12 protein-coding genes are annotated in these 18,395 nt (G+C 60.6%); all 12 read right to left on the reverse strand.

Annotated features, from left to right (window positions below):
- Positions 1-139 precede the first annotated feature (139 nt).
- The 12 genes from D6Z24_RS17950 to D6Z24_RS18005 all read right to left on the reverse strand — a co-directional run bounded on the left by D6Z24_RS17950 (position 140) and on the right by D6Z24_RS18005 (position 18,381).
- Positions 140-3,223 (reverse strand): hypothetical protein, encoded by a 3,084-nt coding sequence (locus D6Z24_RS17950; protein ID WP_129127988.1) that lies wholly within the window; start codon positions 3,221-3,223, stop codon positions 140-142.
- A gap of 556 nt (positions 3,224-3,779) precedes the next feature.
- A complete protein-coding gene (locus D6Z24_RS17955) occupies positions 3,780-4,166 on the reverse strand; it encodes a hypothetical protein (protein ID WP_129127989.1) in 387 nt (128 codons plus the stop codon).
- 87 nt (positions 4,167-4,253) lie between these two features.
- A complete protein-coding gene (locus tag D6Z24_RS17960) occupies positions 4,254-7,292 on the reverse strand; it encodes a hypothetical protein (protein WP_129127990.1) in 3,039 nt (1,012 codons plus the stop codon).
- A 116-nt stretch (positions 7,293-7,408) separates the two neighbouring features.
- Positions 7,409-8,167, reverse strand: coding sequence for a cytochrome C (locus D6Z24_RS17965; protein ID WP_129127991.1), 759 nt, complete (start codon positions 8,165-8,167; stop codon positions 7,409-7,411).
- 556 nt (positions 8,168-8,723) lie between these two features.
- Positions 8,724-10,487 carry a cytochrome c3 family protein gene (locus D6Z24_RS17970; protein ID WP_129127992.1) on the reverse strand — a complete coding sequence of 588 codons (1,764 nt, stop codon included), beginning with the start codon at positions 10,485-10,487 and terminating at the stop codon, positions 8,724-8,726.
- Positions 10,484-11,557 (reverse strand): 6-bladed beta-propeller, encoded by a 1,074-nt coding sequence (locus D6Z24_RS17975; RefSeq protein ID WP_129127993.1) that lies wholly within the window; start codon positions 11,555-11,557, stop codon positions 10,484-10,486. Before D6Z24_RS17975 ends, D6Z24_RS17970 begins: the two co-directional genes overlap by 4 nt.
- Positions 11,558-11,574: 17 nt before the next feature.
- Positions 11,575-13,536, reverse strand: a complete 1,962-nt coding sequence (locus D6Z24_RS17980) for a hypothetical protein (RefSeq protein WP_129127994.1) — start codon at positions 13,534-13,536, stop codon at positions 11,575-11,577.
- 13 nt (positions 13,537-13,549) lie between these two features.
- Positions 13,550-14,137: a cytochrome c3 family protein gene (locus D6Z24_RS17985; RefSeq protein WP_129127995.1), complete on the reverse strand. Its 588-nt coding sequence runs from the start codon at positions 14,135-14,137 to the stop codon at positions 13,550-13,552.
- A gap of 96 nt (positions 14,138-14,233) precedes the next feature.
- A complete protein-coding gene (locus D6Z24_RS17990; protein ID WP_162605181.1) occupies positions 14,234-15,355 on the reverse strand; it encodes an NHL repeat-containing protein in 1,122 nt (373 codons plus the stop codon).
- Between the two features lie 108 nt (positions 15,356-15,463).
- Positions 15,464-16,792, reverse strand: coding sequence for a cytochrome c3 family protein (locus D6Z24_RS17995; RefSeq protein WP_129127997.1), 1,329 nt, complete (start codon positions 16,790-16,792; stop codon positions 15,464-15,466).
- A 251-nt stretch (positions 16,793-17,043) separates the two neighbouring features.
- Positions 17,044-17,673, reverse strand: a complete 630-nt coding sequence (locus tag D6Z24_RS18000) for a hypothetical protein (protein ID WP_129127998.1) — start codon at positions 17,671-17,673, stop codon at positions 17,044-17,046.
- A 237-nt stretch (positions 17,674-17,910) separates the two neighbouring features.
- Positions 17,911-18,381 carry a DUF2318 domain-containing protein gene (locus tag D6Z24_RS18005; protein ID WP_129127999.1) on the reverse strand — a complete coding sequence of 157 codons (471 nt, stop codon included), beginning with the start codon at positions 18,379-18,381 and terminating at the stop codon, positions 17,911-17,913.
- Positions 18,382-18,395: the final 14 nt, after the last annotated feature.

The raw sequence follows: 18,395 nt of genomic DNA on the forward strand, positions 1-18,395 counted from the left end.
ACCAACCTCGCAAAGTGGGAACGCGAGTAGACTTATAACGTTTAATGGCCAATTTGCTTCCCCCTGACCATAGCGCAAAAAAACCCGCCTCTTTCGAGGCGGGGCACATACGTATTGAGTTGAAAATTGGATCCCAGCTTTATGGACGCTCGTAAGCAGCCCATGCACCAGTGGTGCGGCTCCAGGCGAGGATGTAAAGCATCCCACTGGTGGTGGTGCCATACGGAGTGGTGATGGAGGTCTTACCGTCAGCCCCTACTGCGGTGTTATATGCTGCGGTGTCCTTAACGAACAGCGGCTGGTTGTTCGCGTCAACCATGCCGGAAGCAAGTGCGGTAGCACCGACCGACTGGTCGATCGCCTTGTTGTCAAGGAAGTCGATGGTGTCGTACAGCAACCTGCGAGCGTAGGTACGGGCGTGGACGTAGGCAGCCGGATCGCGCTTCAGCAGGTTGATGTTGAAACACGCGCCCATCAGTTTCTCAGCCTGTGCAGCGTTAAGTGCACCACCGCGGGTCCAGTCCTTGACAGCGCCGTTGGTGGCGTTCTTGTCGTAGAAGTAGGGATATGCGGCTTGGTTGTAGGTGATGTTGTAGTTGTCCTCGAGGACCTTGAGAGCCAGGGTAAGGGTTGCCTGGAACGGTTCGGACTGCTCCTCAATGAAGGTCTTGAGAGCAACAGTGTCAGACACCTCAGAGGCGTGGCAGTTGATACAAATTCCGTTGAGGGCCTTGGTGCCGACCTCAAGGGTGTGCTCAGCAATACCGTTGTCACCCATGGCGACATCGCCTTTGGCATAATGGCAGGTCACGCACGGGCCACCGGTGTCGGGAAAGCCCGACATGAACTCAATCGGGCGTGGATTATGGTCAATGCTAGTCATACCGAGTTTACGATGGGTAGAGGTCAGCTTACCAGCCACTGCTGAGCCGGTTACGTCAACGGTCTGGTCGGCGTCGGAGGTCATGGTCTGACCGTAGGACACGATCCCGGTGCCGGTGGTGCCGGCAACTTGGGTCTGCGGTGCCACGAAGTTGACGTAGCCGCCTTTCACGTACATCAGAGCACCGGCTGCCATGTAGTGGGAGTTCACAAAACCTACGTTTGTGAAATCGTTGCCTGTCGCGGTGAGTGCCGTGACGTTCTCGCCGGAAGCTTGTCCGATGTGGCAGACAAGGCAGGTGTTGGAAGCCTGCACATCCGGGTAAATTGCAGGGGAGCCATTGAAGTTGTAGTCAGCCTTGACTGCACCCGGGTTACGCAGTGCGCCGGTTGCGGAGTCAGTGTGGCAGCCCCAGCAGTAGAGCAGTTCGTTGGAGCCGGAGCCGGTGGTTGCCGTCCAGCCCGGGAGGTGCGAGAAATTGTTGTTAGCTGCGTTGTAGGTAGCCGGAGCGCCCATGTAGTTGGCAGCGCCAGTTGCGGTGTGGCACTTCTCGCAGGAAGCGCGGTTGCCGGTACCCTGGGTCTGATCCCAGTTGTAGTGAACCCATGCTGCTCCGGTGGTCTCGGTTGCACCGACGGTCTTGAGTAATGCGTTTGCGCTCGGGGTGCCGTTGGCAGCGTCTGTGGTCGTGCGCTTGTAGTCTTCAAGGTAGGTCCTGGTGCTGCCCGGACGGAAAAATGGAACCAAACCACTGGGCACGTTGTAGTAAAGGGCCGCGTTGGTCACGAGGGCTGCTTCTTTGTTGGCAAGGATCTTACCAGCGTGGCCGGACTCGGCCCACTCTTCCTGGATTGCTACATCAGCCTTGTGCAGGTTGTGGCAGTCAGCGCAGGGGGTCGCACCTGCTTTACGCAGGTTGTAGCCTTCGATGACGGCGGTGGTTGCAGCGTTGTCGTAGTGCGAGTCGGAGATGGTGCGTTCGACGCTGGCGGAGCTGCCGTCGTGGTAGTTGCCGACCAGGGCTCCGGAGTTGTTTATCAGGGTGTGGCAGCCGGTGCACACGTCGTACTGGTCAAGCTGGCCGTTCCCGTTCGGGTCCCAGACTACCGGCGCTTTGGCAACGGTGTCGTAGGTGTTTACTGCTCGGAGGATGTTGCCGCCGTTGTGCGGATCCTGAGCGTGGCAGGCGGCGCAGCTGATACCGTTGCTGGAGGTGAGCCCGGTGGAAGCGGTGGTCCAGGCAGCTTTAGCGTCGGCGTTGTTAAGCACGTCGGCGTAGCCGCCGGTGTAACCGGCTGCGAACCCTACGATGGCACCTTCGGTTGCGTGGCAGCGCTGGCAGGTACCGGTGGTGTGGCCGGAAGCGTTGCCGTGTGCGCCGGTCTGCCATGCGGTGGTGATGACCGCGTTCCTGTAGCTGTGGCAGGTGGTGCAGGCGTTGTGCGGCTGAATGGTGATGATGCCGGCCTTGGTGACCGGGAAGCTTTGGCCTAAGAGGGTGGCAGTGAAGGTCAGACTAAAAGTACCGGAGGTCTGGAACTTTATGAAAAAAGGGTTCGTCCCTGTCACAATTCCATCTGTAGCACTAGTGGAAACAGCATAAGTAGTACCAGGTATGTCCGTACAAGTTACTGTAAGTGTATCTCCTGGACTAAGCAGGTAAGAACTAATGCGGCAGTCCGGCTTGACAGCCACTCTTTGGCGAAAATCCGCGGTGAAGGCGTCGCTTGCATTGACCTGCACCACTTTGGAAATAACATCGCCTAATTGTCCGTTCACGACAATATCAGCTACACTGGTGACTAGATAATCAGCGTTCGGCAGCGCGGTGACTTTCACGTATGCGCCCGGTTTCAAATTGAGGCTGGACATGCTGCTGGAACCGTAGACGGCACCAGAGGCGTCGCAGCGTTGCAAGACGACTCTGCCGCCTGCCGCGGGTTGGGTGGCCGTCACAGTGAAAAGGTTCTGCTTGAAGTAAGCCACCAGGGACTGGCTGTTCCTGATAGACACATAACCAGCTGGGACCGCTTGAACGGTGTAGGTGCCGTTTGCGTCCTTAGCCACTGTGCCGGTCACGTCTACCCCATTCAGGATGACAGAGGAAACTGAGTAGCCTGTCTCAGGATCTACAGTAAAGGTCTGGCTGGAAAGGCCGGTTAAGTTATCCTGTTTGTAATACCCGATGGAGGGTACACCAACCCGGCCCAGCGCAATTGTCTTGGTCCCATCGGAGACGGTGCCCTTGCCGCTGCCGATCTTTGCTGTGACGGTCCACGCATTGGCGAACGCCGGAAGCGCAAGCACGAGGAAACAGAGGAACCCGATTTTTCTCAACATGTATACTCCTTGTGGATTTAGTCTGCAGCTACTGCGTTGAGGAACGATAAGGTTCGGCCCGTCCTTCAAAATCACTCCCCCGTGTTCTGCCAGGAGACGGCAATGCCGCTACGCGATTTGCCGCAGTGAATACAGTTAAAAACGGCACATAAGTTTTCTCTGCAATGCGTATACCACAAGGGTTATATCTACTTAGGTTTCACCGGTGCCTCACGGCACCCCGCTTGCAATGCCCTAAAAACTTGTCTTTTTTTAATTTGGATTTTTATCCAGCCATCCCCCCCCCTCTTCTTACCAATCGAGCGTCCCTCTAATAGCCAAGTCGCAAGTAAGCCTTCTCGCGTTGTCCAGGCCACGACGTCAGGCATAAGGCGTAGTAATTCGATACCGTCAAAAAGACGGCTATACGGCCGGTGACATCCTGGTGATCACATCTGTTTCAATAAGTGGAATGTTAAGATGGCGGTGCAAATGAAGGAGCAGGGAGAGGGTCGGCGTTACACGGCATGACTACGGTGGAAGCGGACAGAATCGGCGACTACGCAAACGACAGGCGCTATTCGGGAGTACTTTGGGGCTGATAATAGTCGTTGGGGTCGGTGGTGGAGAGATCGCGATTTTTCTTGGCATTCAAGGCGGCGCGAGCGACACGCGCTTTGGCCCTGGCCAATTCTTGCTGTTTTCTCGCCAACTTCCCAACTGATTTGGTTTCTTCTTCATCATCTTCTTTATTCGCTTTGGACGGGGCTTTGGCAACCTGCACCGGCGCGGGCTTTACTTCGACTGGCGTTACCACCACCTTATCGGAAGATGACTTGCCTTGAGCATCGCCGTTGTACTCGACGATGATTTCGGTTTCGGTTTCGTGGATCTTGAATTCTGCGGCATGAGCGGAGAAAGGAATAACTGCTGCGATAGTCAATGCTAGGATTGTTTTCTTCATGACCTTGTCCCCCTCACCCGTTTGGAAAAAAGCCCCGCCTCTTTCGAGGCGGGGCAGAGACTGCATCAAATCAAGATTCAGATCTTACTACGGACGGACCCAAGCGTTCCAGGCACCGGAGGTACGGTTGTAACCAGCGAGGTACTTGTAACCTTCGGTGGTGAGCGTATCAGTTGCGGTCGCGCCTTTCACGAACACGTCGTTGCCCAGTGCATCTTTCTGGCCGGAAGCAGCTGCGGTAGCTGCTGCGGACTGGTTCATGACGCCATCGTCAAGGAAGTCGATGGTGTCAAACAGCAGCCTGCGTGCGTAGGTACGAGCGTGTGCGTATGCAGCCGGATCGCGCTTCAGCAGGTTGATGTTGAAGCATGCGCCCATGAGCTTCTCGGCGTCAGCAGCGGAAAGCGGGGTGGCGAGGAAGTTGGAACGGGTCCAGTTCTTCACTGCGCCAGCGCTTGCGCTCTGGTCGTAGAAGTAGGGGTAAGCCGACTGGTTGTAGGTGATGTTGTACTTGGTGGAAAGCAGGTTGAGTGCCAGGGTCAGGGTCGCCTGGAACGGCTCGGACTGCTCTTCTACGAAGGTCTCGAGGCTCGGAGCATCGAAAGCTTCGCTGCTGTGGCACTTGACGCAGACACCGTTGACGGTCTTGGTGCCGAACTCAAGGGTGTGGTCGGCAACGCCGTTGTCGCCCTTGGTTACATCACCCTTGGCGTAGTGGCAAGTGACGCAAGGACCGTCGCTGTCAAGGTTGCCGGCTACGAAGAAGCTCGGGTTGTGGGAGTCGCCGTGGATTGCAGCGGTACCCAGTTTGCGGTGGGTAGAGGTCAGGGCACCTGCTACTGCTGCGCCGGTGACATCAACGGTCATGTCAGCGTCGGAGGTGAGGGACTGGCCGTAGGAAACGGTGCCTGCTGCGGTGTTAGCCGGGACGAAGTTGGTGTAACCACCTTTCACGTACATGAGCGAACCTGCTGCCATGTAGTGGGAGTTTACGAAGCTTACGTTGGTGAAGGTGTTGCCTGCTGCAGTAAGAGCGGTGATGCTGTCGCCGGAAGCCTGGCCGATGTGGCAGGAGAGGCAGGTGTTGGAAGCCTGTACATCCGGGTAGGTTGCAACGGCGCCCTTGTAGTTGTAGTCAGCCTTGACTGCACCCGGGTTGCGAAGCGCGCCGGTTGCGGAGTCAGAGTGGCAGCCCCAGCAGTAGAGCAGTTCGTTGGAGCCGGAGCCGGTGGTTGCAGTCCAGCCCGGGAGGTGCGAGAAGTTGTTGTTAGCTGCGTTGTAGGTAGCCGGAGCGCTCATGTAATTGGCAGCGCCGGTTGCGGTGTGGCACTTCTCGCAGGTTGCGCGGTTGTTGGTACCCTGGGTCTGATCCCAGTTGTAGTGAACCCAGGCAGCACCGGTGGTCTCGGTTGCACCTACGGTCTTGAGGAGAGCGTTTGCGCTCAGGGTGCCGTTGGTAGCGTCAACGATGGTGCGCTTGTAGTCTTCGATGTAGGTCCTGGTGCTGCCCGGACGGAGGGAGTACGGATCGGTACCGGCAGCTGCGCCGTAGTACAGGATGGAGTTGCTCTCGAGAGCGGCGGTCTTGTTGGCAAGGATCTTACCAGCGTGGCCGGACTCAGCCCACTCTTCCTGGATTGCTACGTCAGCTTTGTGCAGGTTGTGGCAGTCGGCGCAGGGGGTATCGCCGGTTTTGCGCAGGTTGTAGCCTTCCACGACGGAGGTGGTTGCCGGGTTGTCGTAGTGGGAGTCGGTGATGGTGCGCTCAACGCTCGGGGAGCTGCCGTCGTGGTAGTTGCCGACCACGGTACCTGCGTTGTTGGTCAGGGTGTGGCAGCCGGTGCAGACGTCGTACTGGTCAAGCTTGCCGTTCCCGTTCGGGTCCCAGGTCACAGCAGCTTTGGCTGCGGTGTCGTAGGTGTTTACTGCGCGGAGGTTGTTGCCACCGTTGTGCGGATCCTGAGCGTGGCAAACGGTGCAGCTGATGCCGTTGCTGGAAGCCAGCGGCTGGACGGAGCCCCAAGCCAGTTTGGCGTCGGCGTTGTTAAGCACGTCGGCGTAGCCGCCGGTGTAGCCGGCTGCGAAGCCTGCGATAGCGCCTTCGGTTGCGTGGCAGCGCTGGCAGGTACCGGTGGTGTGGCCGGAAGCGTTGCCGTGTGCGCCGGTCTGCCATGCGGTGGTGATGACCGCGTTGCGGTTGCTGTGGCAGGTGGTGCAGGCGTTGTTCGGCTGAACGGTGATGATGCCGGTCTTGGTGATCGGGAAGCTCTGGCCGCCGACGGTGGCGGTCACGGTCACGGCGTAGGTACCGGAGGTCGGGAACTTAACGGTGAACGGGTTGGTGCCGGTCACGGTTGCGTCAGCCGCGGTGGTGGTGGCAGCATAGGTCACGCCGGTCATGTTGGACACGGAAGAAGCAGTGACGGTAACGCTGTCGCCCGGGCTTGCGATGTTGGTGCTGACGGAGAAGTTCGGCTTAACCACCGGAACCTGGCCGAAGGTAGCGGTGAGGGAGCCGGCTGCGTTCACCTGCACAACCTTGGAAACCACGTCGCCGGCTGCGCCGGTCACGGTTGTGTCGCCGGCCACGCTGGCAACAGCGTAGTCTGCGTTCGGCAGGGCAACGACTTTCACGTATGCGCCCGGCTTCAGGTTGGCGAGGCTGTACATGCTGCTGGAGCCGAAGACAACGCCGGAAGCGTTGCAGCGCTGCAGGACGATCCTGCCGCCTGCTAACGGCTGGGTAGCCGTCACGGTCAGAAGGTTCTGCTTGAAGTAAACCACCAGGGACTGGCTGTTCCTGATCGGGGAACCGGCGTTGACGGTGTAGGTCCCGTTTGCGTCCTGAGCCACGGTGCCGGTCACGTCTGCGCCGTTCATGATGACGGAGGAGATCGAGTAACCTGCATCCGGGTCAACGGTGAATACCTGGCTGGTAAGACCGGTCACGTTGTCCTGCTTGTAGTACCCGATGGAGGGAACGCCGGTCTGGCCAAGTGCGATGGTCTTCACGCCATCGGAGACGGTGCCCTTGCCGCTGCCGATCTTCGCCGTGACGGTCCACGCATTGGCGAATGCCGGGAGTGCGAGCAGAAGGGCGGAGACTATCCCAACTTTTCTCAACATATATGTTCTCCTTTTCGATTTAGTGTTCATAAGTAACTGTGGGTCGAAGTGCCACAGGGCCCGGCCCTTATTTCTGGTTCAATGCTTCCTGCGGTCTGCCTCGACCACCGTTCAAGTTACTTGATATGGCAGGTCAGGCAGAGTTTCGAATCGGTGTTCGGAGAAAGCAGCAGATAGTTGGTCTTAGTCGGGTCGTCGACGTTTTTCTTGTTGTGAACGTCGTGGCAGGTAGCGCAGGTCATGATCGGGCCCTGGCTGCCGGCATAGAGACGATCCTGGATTTTCAGGCTGGTGTTGTCGATGTAGGTAGCGCCTTTCTGACGGATCCAGTTGTCTTTGCCTACTGCGTTCGGGGTGTTGTCAGCCGGGTTGCCGGTTACCGGGCCGTTGGCCACGCCGCCGTCAGCCTGGTCGAATACGAACCCGATCGGGTGGTCGTTGGAAAGCGAAGCGGTCTGAGCGATAGCTGCGGTGCCGAAGGTGTCGGAGTCGAGCTTCTTGGTGCCGGTGGTTGCGTAGTGGGTGTCAACCGCGATAGCGCCGTCGTGGCAGCTCATGCAGAGCTTGCTCGGGCCTTCCATCATGGTGGAGGGGTCGACGGTGGAGTCGATGGTTGCGCTGTAGTAAGGAACGTAGGAGGTGTTCGGCAGGGCGTGCGACCACAGCGGGAGGTAGTCGTTGCCTTCGGTTGCAGCGTGGTGCGGGGTGTGGCAGAACGCACATACGCGGCCCTGGCTGTCCGGGGTGGTGCCGGTGTAGATGTTCATGTCGTGGATGGAGCCGACAACCCCACCTTTGGGCGCCGTGAGGCCGAATGCCATGCTCGTGGACAGAGCAACGATGCCGAGTGCAGATAATACGATCTTCTTGTTCATTTGTACTCTCCTTTTTTCGATTGAATGATATTCCATCTACTGCCTGGTGCTACACGGTTACACTGGAATGAACTTTGGACTTGGACACCTCCTCCTTTCATGTTCGTTTTCTTTGTCTGGGCCTGGTCGGCTGGCTGGGCCATCCGTCATTTGCCCGAAAATGGCCACGAAAAGCACTACGATTACCTATTGTGCAACTGCGGTGCCACGAGGATTTGGGGACCGATTTTTTTTCGGAGGGAGAAAGACAAGACGATGCAAGGAGGCGATTTGCTATGATTTTTTTTAATTGGGAGTGAAGCAAAAAAATGGGCGAAGGGCGTTTTCGGGAGGAGCATGCCGTCTTGTCGCGGAGGGTGCGCGGGGTTTTCACGGGATAACACGGAAGGGGGGCCGTCCTTTCACTGCCCCCCCTGGGCGAAGGGGTTACGTAATGGCCACTCTCTCTAAGGGGCGCTTTCGCTGGGGAATTCGCAAAGGGGACTTCGCAAAGCAAAACGCCCGCCCCGGCAAAAGCCGGAGCGGGCGAAATGTTGTCTGCTATACGGTTGTTTCTCTAGTAGGTCCTGGTGCCACCGCTTGTGTGACAGGTGCCGGCCAGGGTGCAGCTTCGGGCCGGGGCGTTGTAGACCGGGGCGTCTCCCGTGTACCTCGTGTCGAAGTTGACGAGGTGGGCTCCGTTCGTGGTGTTGGCACTTAGCGAGCTCGGCACGCCGTGCGGATCGTGACACGCCGAGCAGGGTGCGCTATGGTCACGCACGTGCGACTGGTGCATGGCCGCGGAATTGGAGTGCGGCACGTTCATCGGGTCGAGCAGGTACAGCTGGTCGTGGCACTTGAAGCAGAGCGGGTAGGACGTCGCCGCCGAGGGGAAGGTATCGACGTTCTGCGCCTGCAGGATGTAACGCTCCTCGGAGCCGTGCGGGGCATGGCAGTCGGAACAATAGATCCGGAACTGGCTGTTCTGCAAGGAGGAGAGAAGGCTCCTGCCGGTCCTCCCCACCGTGTCATAGGCGACCGGATGGTAGGAGGGGTTCCCGGTGGCGAAGCGTTGTCCCTCGTCGTAGGTGGAGAAGGCGCGCACGGGACGGCTAAGACTCGCAGTCTTGAAGGAGGAGGCGGAGGTGCCCTGATGGCAGCGGAAGCAGACTTCGTACTCGTAACGGGCGGAACCGTCCCCGCCGAGGGCGTTGCCGTTCACGTCGACGCCGCGTACCCCGCGCAGGGGACCGTTCACGTACGGCGCGGTGGAGGCGGGGGTGACCGCGGGGTTCGGGTCGCCCAAGGGGGAGCCCTGGTAGCCTGAGCGGTGCGGGTTGTGGCAGTCGACGCACTGCACGTGTTTTTTGTCGGACGTCACCGGCAGCGTCTCGTCTTCCTTGTGGATACCGGAGTAGATCTGGATCTTGTGGCTGTATGTGCGCGAGATCTGGGTGGCGATGTCTATGCCGGTCGTCGTGTTGTAGGACGCACCGGAGTGGCAGCTCCCGAGGCAGTTGCTCTCCTCGCCGGAAAGCGAGGTCGGCTGCTTGAGAAGGTGCACACCCCGCTCGGCGGAGTGGGGACGATGGCAGTTGCGGCAACCGTCGGCACCGACCTGGGCGGATACCGTGCTGCTGTAGCGCGCCCCGCCGGTGCGGTGCGTGTTGTCGGCGTTGGCCCAGTCGGTCTTGTTGTGGCAGTCACGGCACAAGAGGTCGTGTTCCGTTGAGTTGTCGCGCACGAGGAAGTTGCCGTACTGGTTGTTGTGCGGGTCGTGGCACGAGGTGCACTCGACGTAGGTGTCCTCGGAGAGGCTGATCCCCTTGTTGGCGAGCGTCCCCTTGTCGTTCAGCTCGCCGGAGAGACCGTAGGTCATGGAGACCGGGTGGCTCGTGGAGAGGTCGGTCCCGAGGTTCGCGTTGAGCGCCGGGTTCGTGTCGCCAGGTATCTTGCCGAGGCTGGAGACGGTGAAGTCGCCGTTTAGCACCCCTATGGCGACCGCGCCGTCATGGCAGGAAAGGCAGAGGCGCGAGGGCCCCTTGGGCTGTTGCGGATTCGCCTTGATGGTGGTCGACGCGTACGGGACGTAGATGCTCAAGTTGGACTTGCGGCTCCAAAGCGGCCCTTCGCTCGCGGCGTGATGCGGCGTGTGACAGAAGACGCAGATGCGCACCTCTTCGGTCGCCTTTACGTTGTGCGCACCGCCCCCCCCGCTGACGGAGAGGTTGTGCGGCGTGTTGACGATGCGGGCGCCCTGGGATGAGGCGGTCGCCGCACCGGGAAGGAGCAGGGCCGCCGCGCAGAGCGCGTGGATTGCCTTGATCGTGATCCCTCTCATTTGGATTCACCCGGCACCGGCAGCGGGGCGCCCGCCTGCGGGTCGTCAACCCTCAGGTACCTGAAGACCTGCAGTCTCCTGTTGTAGGAATCCGCGACATAGATGAGATCGCCCTTGCCGATGAAGATACCGGCCGGCATCCAGAACTGCCCCGGGTTGCTCCCGTGCGAGCCGAAGTCGAGCAGCACGCGTCCGTTGTCGTTGAAGATCTGCACTGCGTCGAAAAGCGCGTCGCAGACGTAGACGTGACCGTCGCTGTCGACCGCAACCCCCTTCGGGCGGGCGAAGCTCCCCGAGGTGTCGCCGGCCCGGCCGAACTGCTTCAGGAAATGGCCGTTGGCGGTGAAGATCTGGATGCGGGAGTTGAGCGCGTCGGTCACGTACAGGCGCCCAGAGGCGTCGACGAAGAGGTCGGTGGGGTAGTTGAACTGACCCGCCCCGGTGCCGCGCCCGCCGATCCTGTAGCGCTCGGCTCCGGAGAGGTCGTAGACCACGATCTGGTGGCTCGCGGTATCGGAGACGTAGATGAAGCGGTTGTTGGCGTTGAAGGCAAGGCCGGTGGGGCGGTCGAGCGCGGTCAGGTTGAAGCGCTGCAGTTTCCCGCCGGAGAGCGCGTAGCGGTAGACGATACCGGTCCCCGCGTCGGACACGTATATGTTGTCCTGATCGTCACCGGTCACCGCAATCGGCGTACGGAGGGCCGGGTTCCCACCGCCGATGACGGTGTAGCTCTTCTTGTCGGTGTCCATGATGTGGACCACGGCGAGGCCCACGTCGGCGACGAAGATCCTCTCCTTCTGGTCGACGTAGACCCCGTAAGGCTTGCCGATGCGCTGGTCCGGCTCGCCGGTGAGCAGTTCGATGGCGCGCTGCCAGAACCCTTTGGAGATCCCGGCGTCCTCGAAGTCGCGGATCTCCTTCACCCAGGTGATGCGGGGAGGGGTGGGGAGTGCCGGCCACTGCAGCTCGCGGTAGTCGCCTCCCCGGCGCTGCGGGGCGCTCCCGGCGCAGCCGGAGAGAAGCAGCAAAACGAGCAACGGGAAAAAGATGATCGAATTCTTTATGCTCATGTTTTCATCCTTTGCCGTCAGAATTGCCGCGCCATGCGCAGCATGAGGGTTTGGTCGCTGGTCCATCCGGAGCCGGAGTAACGGAAGTTCGCCTGGGAGTTCACGTTGAAGGTGAGCTTGCGCACGTTCCAGCGCACGTCGAGAGAAAGGGAGAGGTTCGTGTTGTCGATGTACCCCGTGTTGTTGAGCACGTTGCCGGTGGCTGTTACGAGGGCCGTGTTCTCCAGCATCTTCGAATAGCTGCCGCTCGCGGAGAACACGTTGGAGGAGTTCCCCCCCGTGTTCCCCTTGCTCACGAGGTCGCTCTCGCGGATCAGGTAGCGGTCGGTCAGGTTCATGGTGTAGCGCCCCTGCATCCAGGAGCCGCTGCGCATGAAGGCCCCTTTGTAGGTCTGGCTCTTCTCCGCGCTCGAAACGAGTCGGGTGTACTCGACGGAGAGGGTCCCGGCGTCGTCGTCGAACCTCGTGTCCCCCCCGAGGCGATAGGAGGTGGAACCGGCGAGGTTGATCTGGTCGGCGCTGCCGGAGATGAGAGCCTGGCTGGTACGGTTCCAGTTGGCGAAGACGCGGTACTTGTTCTCCAGGAAGGTGAAGTCCGCACCGAGCGCATCGTTGGTGGTGGAGTAGGTGATGTCCGAGTTGACCAGCACCTTGTAGTCGATCGAGAGAAGGTCCCCCACGACGATGCGCGAGGTGCCCGTCCTGATGACCACCTCGGTGGTCAGGCCGTTTTGGCGCACCTCGTAGTCGAGGTTGGGGTCGTACTCGCGGGTCCTCGCCTGGTTCCAGACCTTGACCGACCCTTCCACCACGTTCTGCTGGCTCAGGGGGATCACGAGAAGCTGGTCCACGGCGTGCGCCTCGGCGAAGACGTCGATGCCGCTGTCGCTCAGCTTGTTGGCGGTGACCAGGTAGTGCCTGCCGGCGGTCAGTTGCATCCTGCTGTCGTTGGGGAGCAGCTTGTGGTAGTCAAGCACGAGGCCGCCGCCGCCGCTTTGCTCGCTACCCGCCGAGAGGCTGCGGTCGTTGCCTTCCGCTTCGATCCTCGTGGTGAGGCTTTTGAAGAGCCTGTGCTGCAGCCAGGCGCGGGCGTTGTGGGTGCGCTGGATCTGGGTCGGCTCTTCACGCATGGTGAAGCTGTAGTCGGTGCCGCTCTCGAGCGCGCGCCCCAGGTCCCAGCTCAAAGACGCGCCGAGATCGGTGGTGCGCGATTCGTTCACGCCGCGCTGGGTCACAACGTGCGCGCGGGTGTTCAAAATCCTGTTCAGGTACGGGGTGGAGAAGTTGAGACTGTTGCGGAGGTTCGCGTCGATGTTGCTGCTCTGCTGGCTTGCTTCGTCGTTGTCGGTGGTGAGGCTCAGGGTGCTCCCGACGAGGGTGAAGTAGGTCTCGCTGTTCTTGTAATTGTGACTCGCTCCGAAGGTGTAGGAGTTGCTTTGGGAGCGGCTGTCGAGCTCGAGTCCGCTCGTCTGGTTGGAGGTCCTGTTGTAGCCGAAGGTGATCGGCAGGAACGTCGACGAGATCGGGAGGTGGAGCGCAAGGGAGTTGCTCTTTTGCTGATAACTCGAGGCGAACTCACGCGGCACGTCCGCGATGTCCGAGGTGAAGCTGAAGGAAAGCGGATAAGGGAAGCGGTCCAGGAAGATACCCGATATGTTGTACAAGAGGCCGAAACCGTAGGTGTCGTTGGTCGAGCGCTCGCTCCCCATGTAGAGGTTCTGGTCCGCCCGCAAATCGAGCCCGATCTCGCCGTGCAGCAGACGCGCGCGGTAAACGGCGTAGTCGAGCCCCAGGTGATAGTCCTCCTGCAGCGACTGCTGCGTCGTGGAGACGAGATCCGCCTGCGCCGCCTTCAGGTGGTACGTGGTCTCCACGCTCTGCCTGAGGTTTCTCAGCGCAAGGATGTTGGTCACCTGCGCCGCCGCCCACTCCGGTACGAGGAGCAGGCCAAGCGGTATGAAAAGAAGTTTGCGCCGCATCATCCCATCCCGGTCATTTCAAGAAAAACGAAGTGGTCCCGTAATGGGGGTTATGGCAGTCGGCGCAGACCATCTTACGCTCGGCGACCTTGTTGTGCAGCCCGAGCGCGGCGCGCTGTTCCTTGTGACAGAGATCGCAGATGTTCTTTCTGTCCACCTTCAGAAGCGAAGTGTAGGCGGAGTTGTGGGGTACATGGCAGGCAAGGCAGTCGCCGACCGCGGCGGGGCCGTGCTGGTAATGCCCCTTGTCCTTGAAGAAGTCCTTGTGGCACATGAGACAGAGCTGCTTCGCGGGGCGCACCAGACCGTCGTCCTTGGACTTGTCGTGGCAGTTGTCGCACTTCTTCTCGTCGTAGGGCTGGTGCACCGAACCGTTGGAAACGTCCCCGGCCTCGGCGGCCTTCTTGGCCCCGGCCAGTTCCTCCTTGTACTCGGTGAGCTTCGCATCCGCGTACTGGGTACAGATCTCCTCGGGCGGCGGGAGCGTCGGCACCCCGTCGAACACCGTGGAGAGGACCTTGTGCCTGGTGATGGGATCGCACCCGGCGAGGATGGCGAAAACCATCAGGAAAGCCGCGATATGTAGCGTGAGTCGTGCCATGTGCCCCTTGGGTCGCCGTGGGAATCCCGTGCAAGGGTTGTCGCGCCCGCCGCTACGGCAGGCGCGACCTCTCCCCAGGCATTTCAGTGAACTTTGTTACTTCTTCCCTTCCGCGTCGCCCTTCCCTTTGGGCGCCGGCTTCGGGATATTGTCGTACCCCTTGAAGTCCTTCATCTGCCCGAGGCCGTAGAAGGAGACCTTCACGGGCCCGAACTGGTTGGTCACCACGATGACCTCCTCGAGGATGAAGTTCGGCGCGGCGAGCTTCTGGAAGTAGTCGAGGTTGTCCCTGATCACCATCACCCCGGCGGGGAGGTTCAGCGATTCGTAGACGTAGCCCGGGTCTCCGAAGAACATCAGGATGCGCCCGGTCTCGTTGAAGATCTGCACGTTCTGGTGCGAGGCGTCGGCGACGTAGATGCGTCCCTTGTCGTCGACGGAGATGCCGCGGGGACGGCCGAACTCGCCGAAGGAGTCACCGAGCCCGCCGAAGGTGTGCACGATGTGCCCGTCGCGGTCGAGCTTCACCACTTTGCCGGTGCCAGCGTTGGTGACGTAGAGGTAACCGTCCTTGTCCATGGTGAGGTTCGTGGGAAGCGACAGCCCCTGCTGGGTCTCGCTCCCCTTGCCGATGGAGCCGGCAAGGTCGCCGCTTTGGCGGTCGATGACCTTGATCTCGTTGTTCGAGATGTCCAGGGCGTAGATGTTCTTGTCGTCGACGGCGACGTCGACCGGTTTCATCTGGATGTCCTTGCCGTAGGCCCTGACGAAGTTGCCCATTTCGTCGTACATCATCACCTCCTTGCGGAAGGTGTCGGCGACGAAGACGTTGCCGTCGGAGGCGACGGCGATGTTGATCGGCTTTTTGAGCTTGCCCTGCCCCTTGCTCCCGGGGAGGATCTCGTAGGTCTGCTTGACCAGGTCGAAGATGGCGACGTTGTTCTGGATGGTGTCGACGACGTAGATGCGCCCCTTGTTCGAGGCGATGCCGTACGGCTTGGCGATGATCTTGTTGGTGTCCTCCTCCTCGTTCGAGAGGGAGAGGATCTTCACGCTGGCCTTGTCTCCGGTGACGTCCTTTGAGGCGGAGATCCCTTTCAGGAACTGGACCCTGGGGGGGTTGGGGTCGGGCGGCCAGAACACCGGCTCGCCGGAGCCGAGCTTTCTCGCGCCGCAGCCGGTGAGCCCGAAGGCAACCAGCGCGAGCGCCAGCACCATGATACCTCTCCCCGCATGAAACGACCTGCTACCACGAAGCATTGCTGACATCTCCTTTTTCTCCTTGACCTATGGGTGTTGCTTGCCGTGCCGGGCACGGGTTCTCCGTTACTTGATGCTGTAATCCTCGGCCTTGTCGCGGTTGTAGGCGAGGGGGCGGTGGCATCCGGGGGCGCAGGAACCGCCGGTTGCGGTCGTCTTGAAGTTGAGGGGCACCTTCCACTCGCCGAACTGCACCCCTTCCACGTTGATGAGCTTCTCGCCGCTGCTTGCGTGCGGTGCGTGGCAGACGCGGCAGGTGCGCCCCTTGCGGCTGTTCACCACGTGGACGTAGTGCAGGTTGCGGTTGCCGTTTCTGAACTTCGTGTAGATGGTGGTGTCGGCGAAGCGCAACAGGTTCTTCTCATGGCACTTAAGACACGCGTCGTACAGCCCGTCCTTGTAGGGGGCGTAGAGGGTCTCGGGATAGCTGCCGCCCAGCATGCGGAAATAGTTGGAACCGTGCGGGTCGTGGCACCCCTTGCACTCGCCGTTTTTGAGCGGGCCGTGCAGGTACTTCTTGTTGGCGATCTCCTTCTTGATGTTCTTCAGGGGAGGCTTGTCCGTGCCGTGGCAGGAGAGGCAGGTCTCCATCTCGGTGAAGGCCAAAAGCCCCTTCGCCTTCGAGAAGTGGCTCGAGTGGCAGCTGCTGCAGCCGGCCTCGGACTTGATCGGCTTGTGCAGCACCTTCGCCTCGGCGATCTTCTTGCCGATGGGGGCGTGACAGGAGATGCAGAGATCGGGCATCTTCTTGACGAGGAACATGGGAACGCCGGAGCCGTGGGGATCGTGACAGATGGTGCAGGGGTCCTTCTTCACCGGCGGGTGCTGGAAGGCGGCGGCCTTCAACTGGTTGGCGAAGTCGGAATGGCACCTGAGGCAGGTGTCGCGCACGTTCTGCTTTAAAAGCGCCTTCTCCTGGGACTGGTGCGGATCATGGCACTCGGTGCAGGAGCCGACCGCGGCGGGGCCGTGCATGAAGCGCTGCTGGAAGGTCGCCTGGTCGTGGCAGCCGGTGCAGAGCGGGTTCTGGTCGTCACCCTTATCGAGGAGGAAACGGCCGGAGCTGCCGTGCGGCTTGTGGCAGGCGACGCACTCTCCCCCCTTGACCGGCGCGTGCACCAGTTTCTTGGAGGCGAGGCCGTCGTGGCAGCCGGTACAGAGCGCTCCCCCCTTGGCGGCAAGCTGGAAGCTCTTCCCCCCCTTGATCGGGTGCTCCTTGGAGACGGCGTTGTGGCAGCTCGCGCAGTCACCGTCCTTGACGGGGGCGTGCGGAACGGCGATCTTGGAAATTTCGACGTGGCAGGCCGAGGTGACGCAGGAGTCGCCACGGGCGTTGCCGGCAGAGGTGAGAAGCAGCGCGGCCAGCGCGAAAGGGACAAAGGCAAGCATCTTCATGATGACACCCTAGCAAGTAAGATTGGAATGGTGGACATGGGGCCAGCCAACACAATCAATGCAAATTCCAGGGGAGGCGGAGGTTCCTCCCATAACAATGGTATTCCCCATAAGCGGCAGGACGCGGCCCGGGAAGCGGCTGCAGGGAAGCCGGGCAGGCTTCGGGAAAATCCCCAGTCTGTCTAACAGATTTGCACTTTTTTTTCAAGCAATACATCGGGGGTGCGGCGGGAGCACCCCCTCTTTGCCTTTTATTCGGGGTAGTCGGAGAGGGTGAGGAAGGTTTCCTTCAGCTCGAAGGAGAAGATGGAGAACATCCGCTCGGCGAGCCGTGCGGTAAGCACGGGGGGATAGAGCGGCACGGCGAGCCGGTAGATGAGATCGAGCATGCCGTCGTGTGGGTTCTCCTCGAGGAACAGGGCGCCGTACTGCAGGACCGGGGCGAAGAGAAGCGCCTCCTCCATGACCTGGTCGTCCTCGCTGAAGTACGGGAGGATCATCTCCAGGGAGAAGCAAAGGCCTGTGCCGCCGGCGTCCTCGGAGATGCTGAGGAGCACCTCGTCCTGCGGCGAGCCGTATTCGAGCGATTCGGGGGAGAGGTGTCCTGCGGGGAGGACCATCACCTTGCCGTGCACGGGGTCGATGCCGTAAGGGGCGCCGCGGCCGGCCAGGAAGCGTTCCAGGGACTGGTATCCCTTGGTCTGCAGCCTTCCCATGCCGCGGTAGAAGGCGGAACGGAACGCGTCGCGGTTGGCGATCAGCTCCTCGAGCGGGACGAACTCCTGCTCCGGTGCCGAAGGTCTGGCGCTGCGCATCTCCGCGTTGTTCACCACGAGCCTGAGGTGCGACCTCTTGCTGCGCTCGTCTTTGTCTTTGCTCACGTAATACCCCCTGATGCTGACTGCACTTTCTGTAATACACCGGGGGGCTGACGGGTGTCAACCTTGAAGCGCCCAGGGGGGGCAAGGAGAGAGGGGGATCTCCTCCCCCTGGAGGGGGGAGGTCGGGAGGGGGGAAATGTCGGTCAATGCCCCCTCCCTGTCCCTCCCCCTCCGGGGGCGGGTACGCCCGGTAAGGTTTTCAACGTAGAACGTAGAACGTAGAACCTAGAACGGTTTCTAGAAGAAGCGGGCGCCCGCCTTCAGGTCGGTGACCGAGATGGTGACGTTGCTCGCGTCGACCTTGGCGGAGAGGTGCGACGGGTTGCACCCGCCACCGGAGGCGGCGCCGATCTTGTTGATGGCGAACTTCTGGTTGCAGTTGTTGCAGTTCATCTTATCGCCCTGCTGCTCGTATCCCTTTTTCTCGCGGTAGCAGACGTCGCAGGCGTCGAAGGCGGTGTGGAGCTGGCCGTCGCTTCCCTTCACGATGAAGAAGTTGATCTCCTTGCCGCCGTCGGCGAGTTTGTAGTAGTGCGCCTTGCCGTCGTTCACCTTGGCGACCGGGATGGTGACGGCGCCGTTCACCGGCTTCACCTTCTCGTACTTGCCCATGCCGGGGAGGGAGAAGGCGACGGCGACGGTGGCCATGGCGGCGATGGCGAAGAGGGCGATGACGAGGGTCTGCAATCCTTTTTTCTGCTGAACCATGTGTTGCTCCTTTT

This window comes from Geomonas oryzae (assembly GCF_004117875.1).
Classification (GTDB): domain Bacteria; phylum Desulfobacterota; class Desulfuromonadia; order Geobacterales; family Geobacteraceae; genus Geomonas; species Geomonas oryzae.

What these genes read in the sequence shown, in the direction of transcription:
- D6Z24_RS17950 (WP_129127988.1), bottom strand. Translation starts at nt 3,223, where the DNA reads ATGTTGAGAAAAATCGGGTTCCTCTGTTTCCTCGTGCTTGCGCTTCCG.
- D6Z24_RS17955 (WP_129127989.1), bottom strand. Translation starts at nt 4,166, where the DNA reads ATGAAGAAAACAATCCTAGCATTGACTATCGCAGCAGTTATTCCTTTC.
- D6Z24_RS17960 (WP_129127990.1), bottom strand. Translation starts at nt 7,292, where the DNA reads ATGTTGAGAAAAGTTGGGATAGTCTCCGCCCTTCTGCTCGCACTCCCG.
- D6Z24_RS17965 (WP_129127991.1), bottom strand. Translation starts at nt 8,167, where the DNA reads ATGAACAAGAAGATCGTATTATCTGCACTCGGCATCGTTGCTCTGTCC.
- D6Z24_RS17970 (WP_129127992.1), bottom strand. Translation starts at nt 10,487, where the DNA reads ATGAGAGGGATCACGATCAAGGCAATCCACGCGCTCTGCGCGGCGGCC.
- D6Z24_RS17975 (WP_129127993.1), bottom strand. Translation starts at nt 11,557, where the DNA reads ATGAGCATAAAGAATTCGATCATCTTTTTCCCGTTGCTCGTTTTGCTG.
- D6Z24_RS17980 (WP_129127994.1), bottom strand. Translation starts at nt 13,536, where the DNA reads ATGCGGCGCAAACTTCTTTTCATACCGCTTGGCCTGCTCCTCGTACCG.
- D6Z24_RS17985 (WP_129127995.1), bottom strand. Translation starts at nt 14,137, where the DNA reads ATGGCACGACTCACGCTACATATCGCGGCTTTCCTGATGGTTTTCGCC.
- D6Z24_RS17990 (WP_162605181.1), bottom strand. Translation starts at nt 15,355, where the DNA reads ATGGTGCTGGCGCTCGCGCTGGTTGCCTTCGGGCTCACCGGCTGCGGC.
- D6Z24_RS17995 (WP_129127997.1), bottom strand. Translation starts at nt 16,792, where the DNA reads ATGAAGATGCTTGCCTTTGTCCCTTTCGCGCTGGCCGCGCTGCTTCTC.
- D6Z24_RS18005 (WP_129127999.1), bottom strand. Translation starts at nt 18,381, where the DNA reads ATGGTTCAGCAGAAAAAAGGATTGCAGACCCTCGTCATCGCCCTCTTC.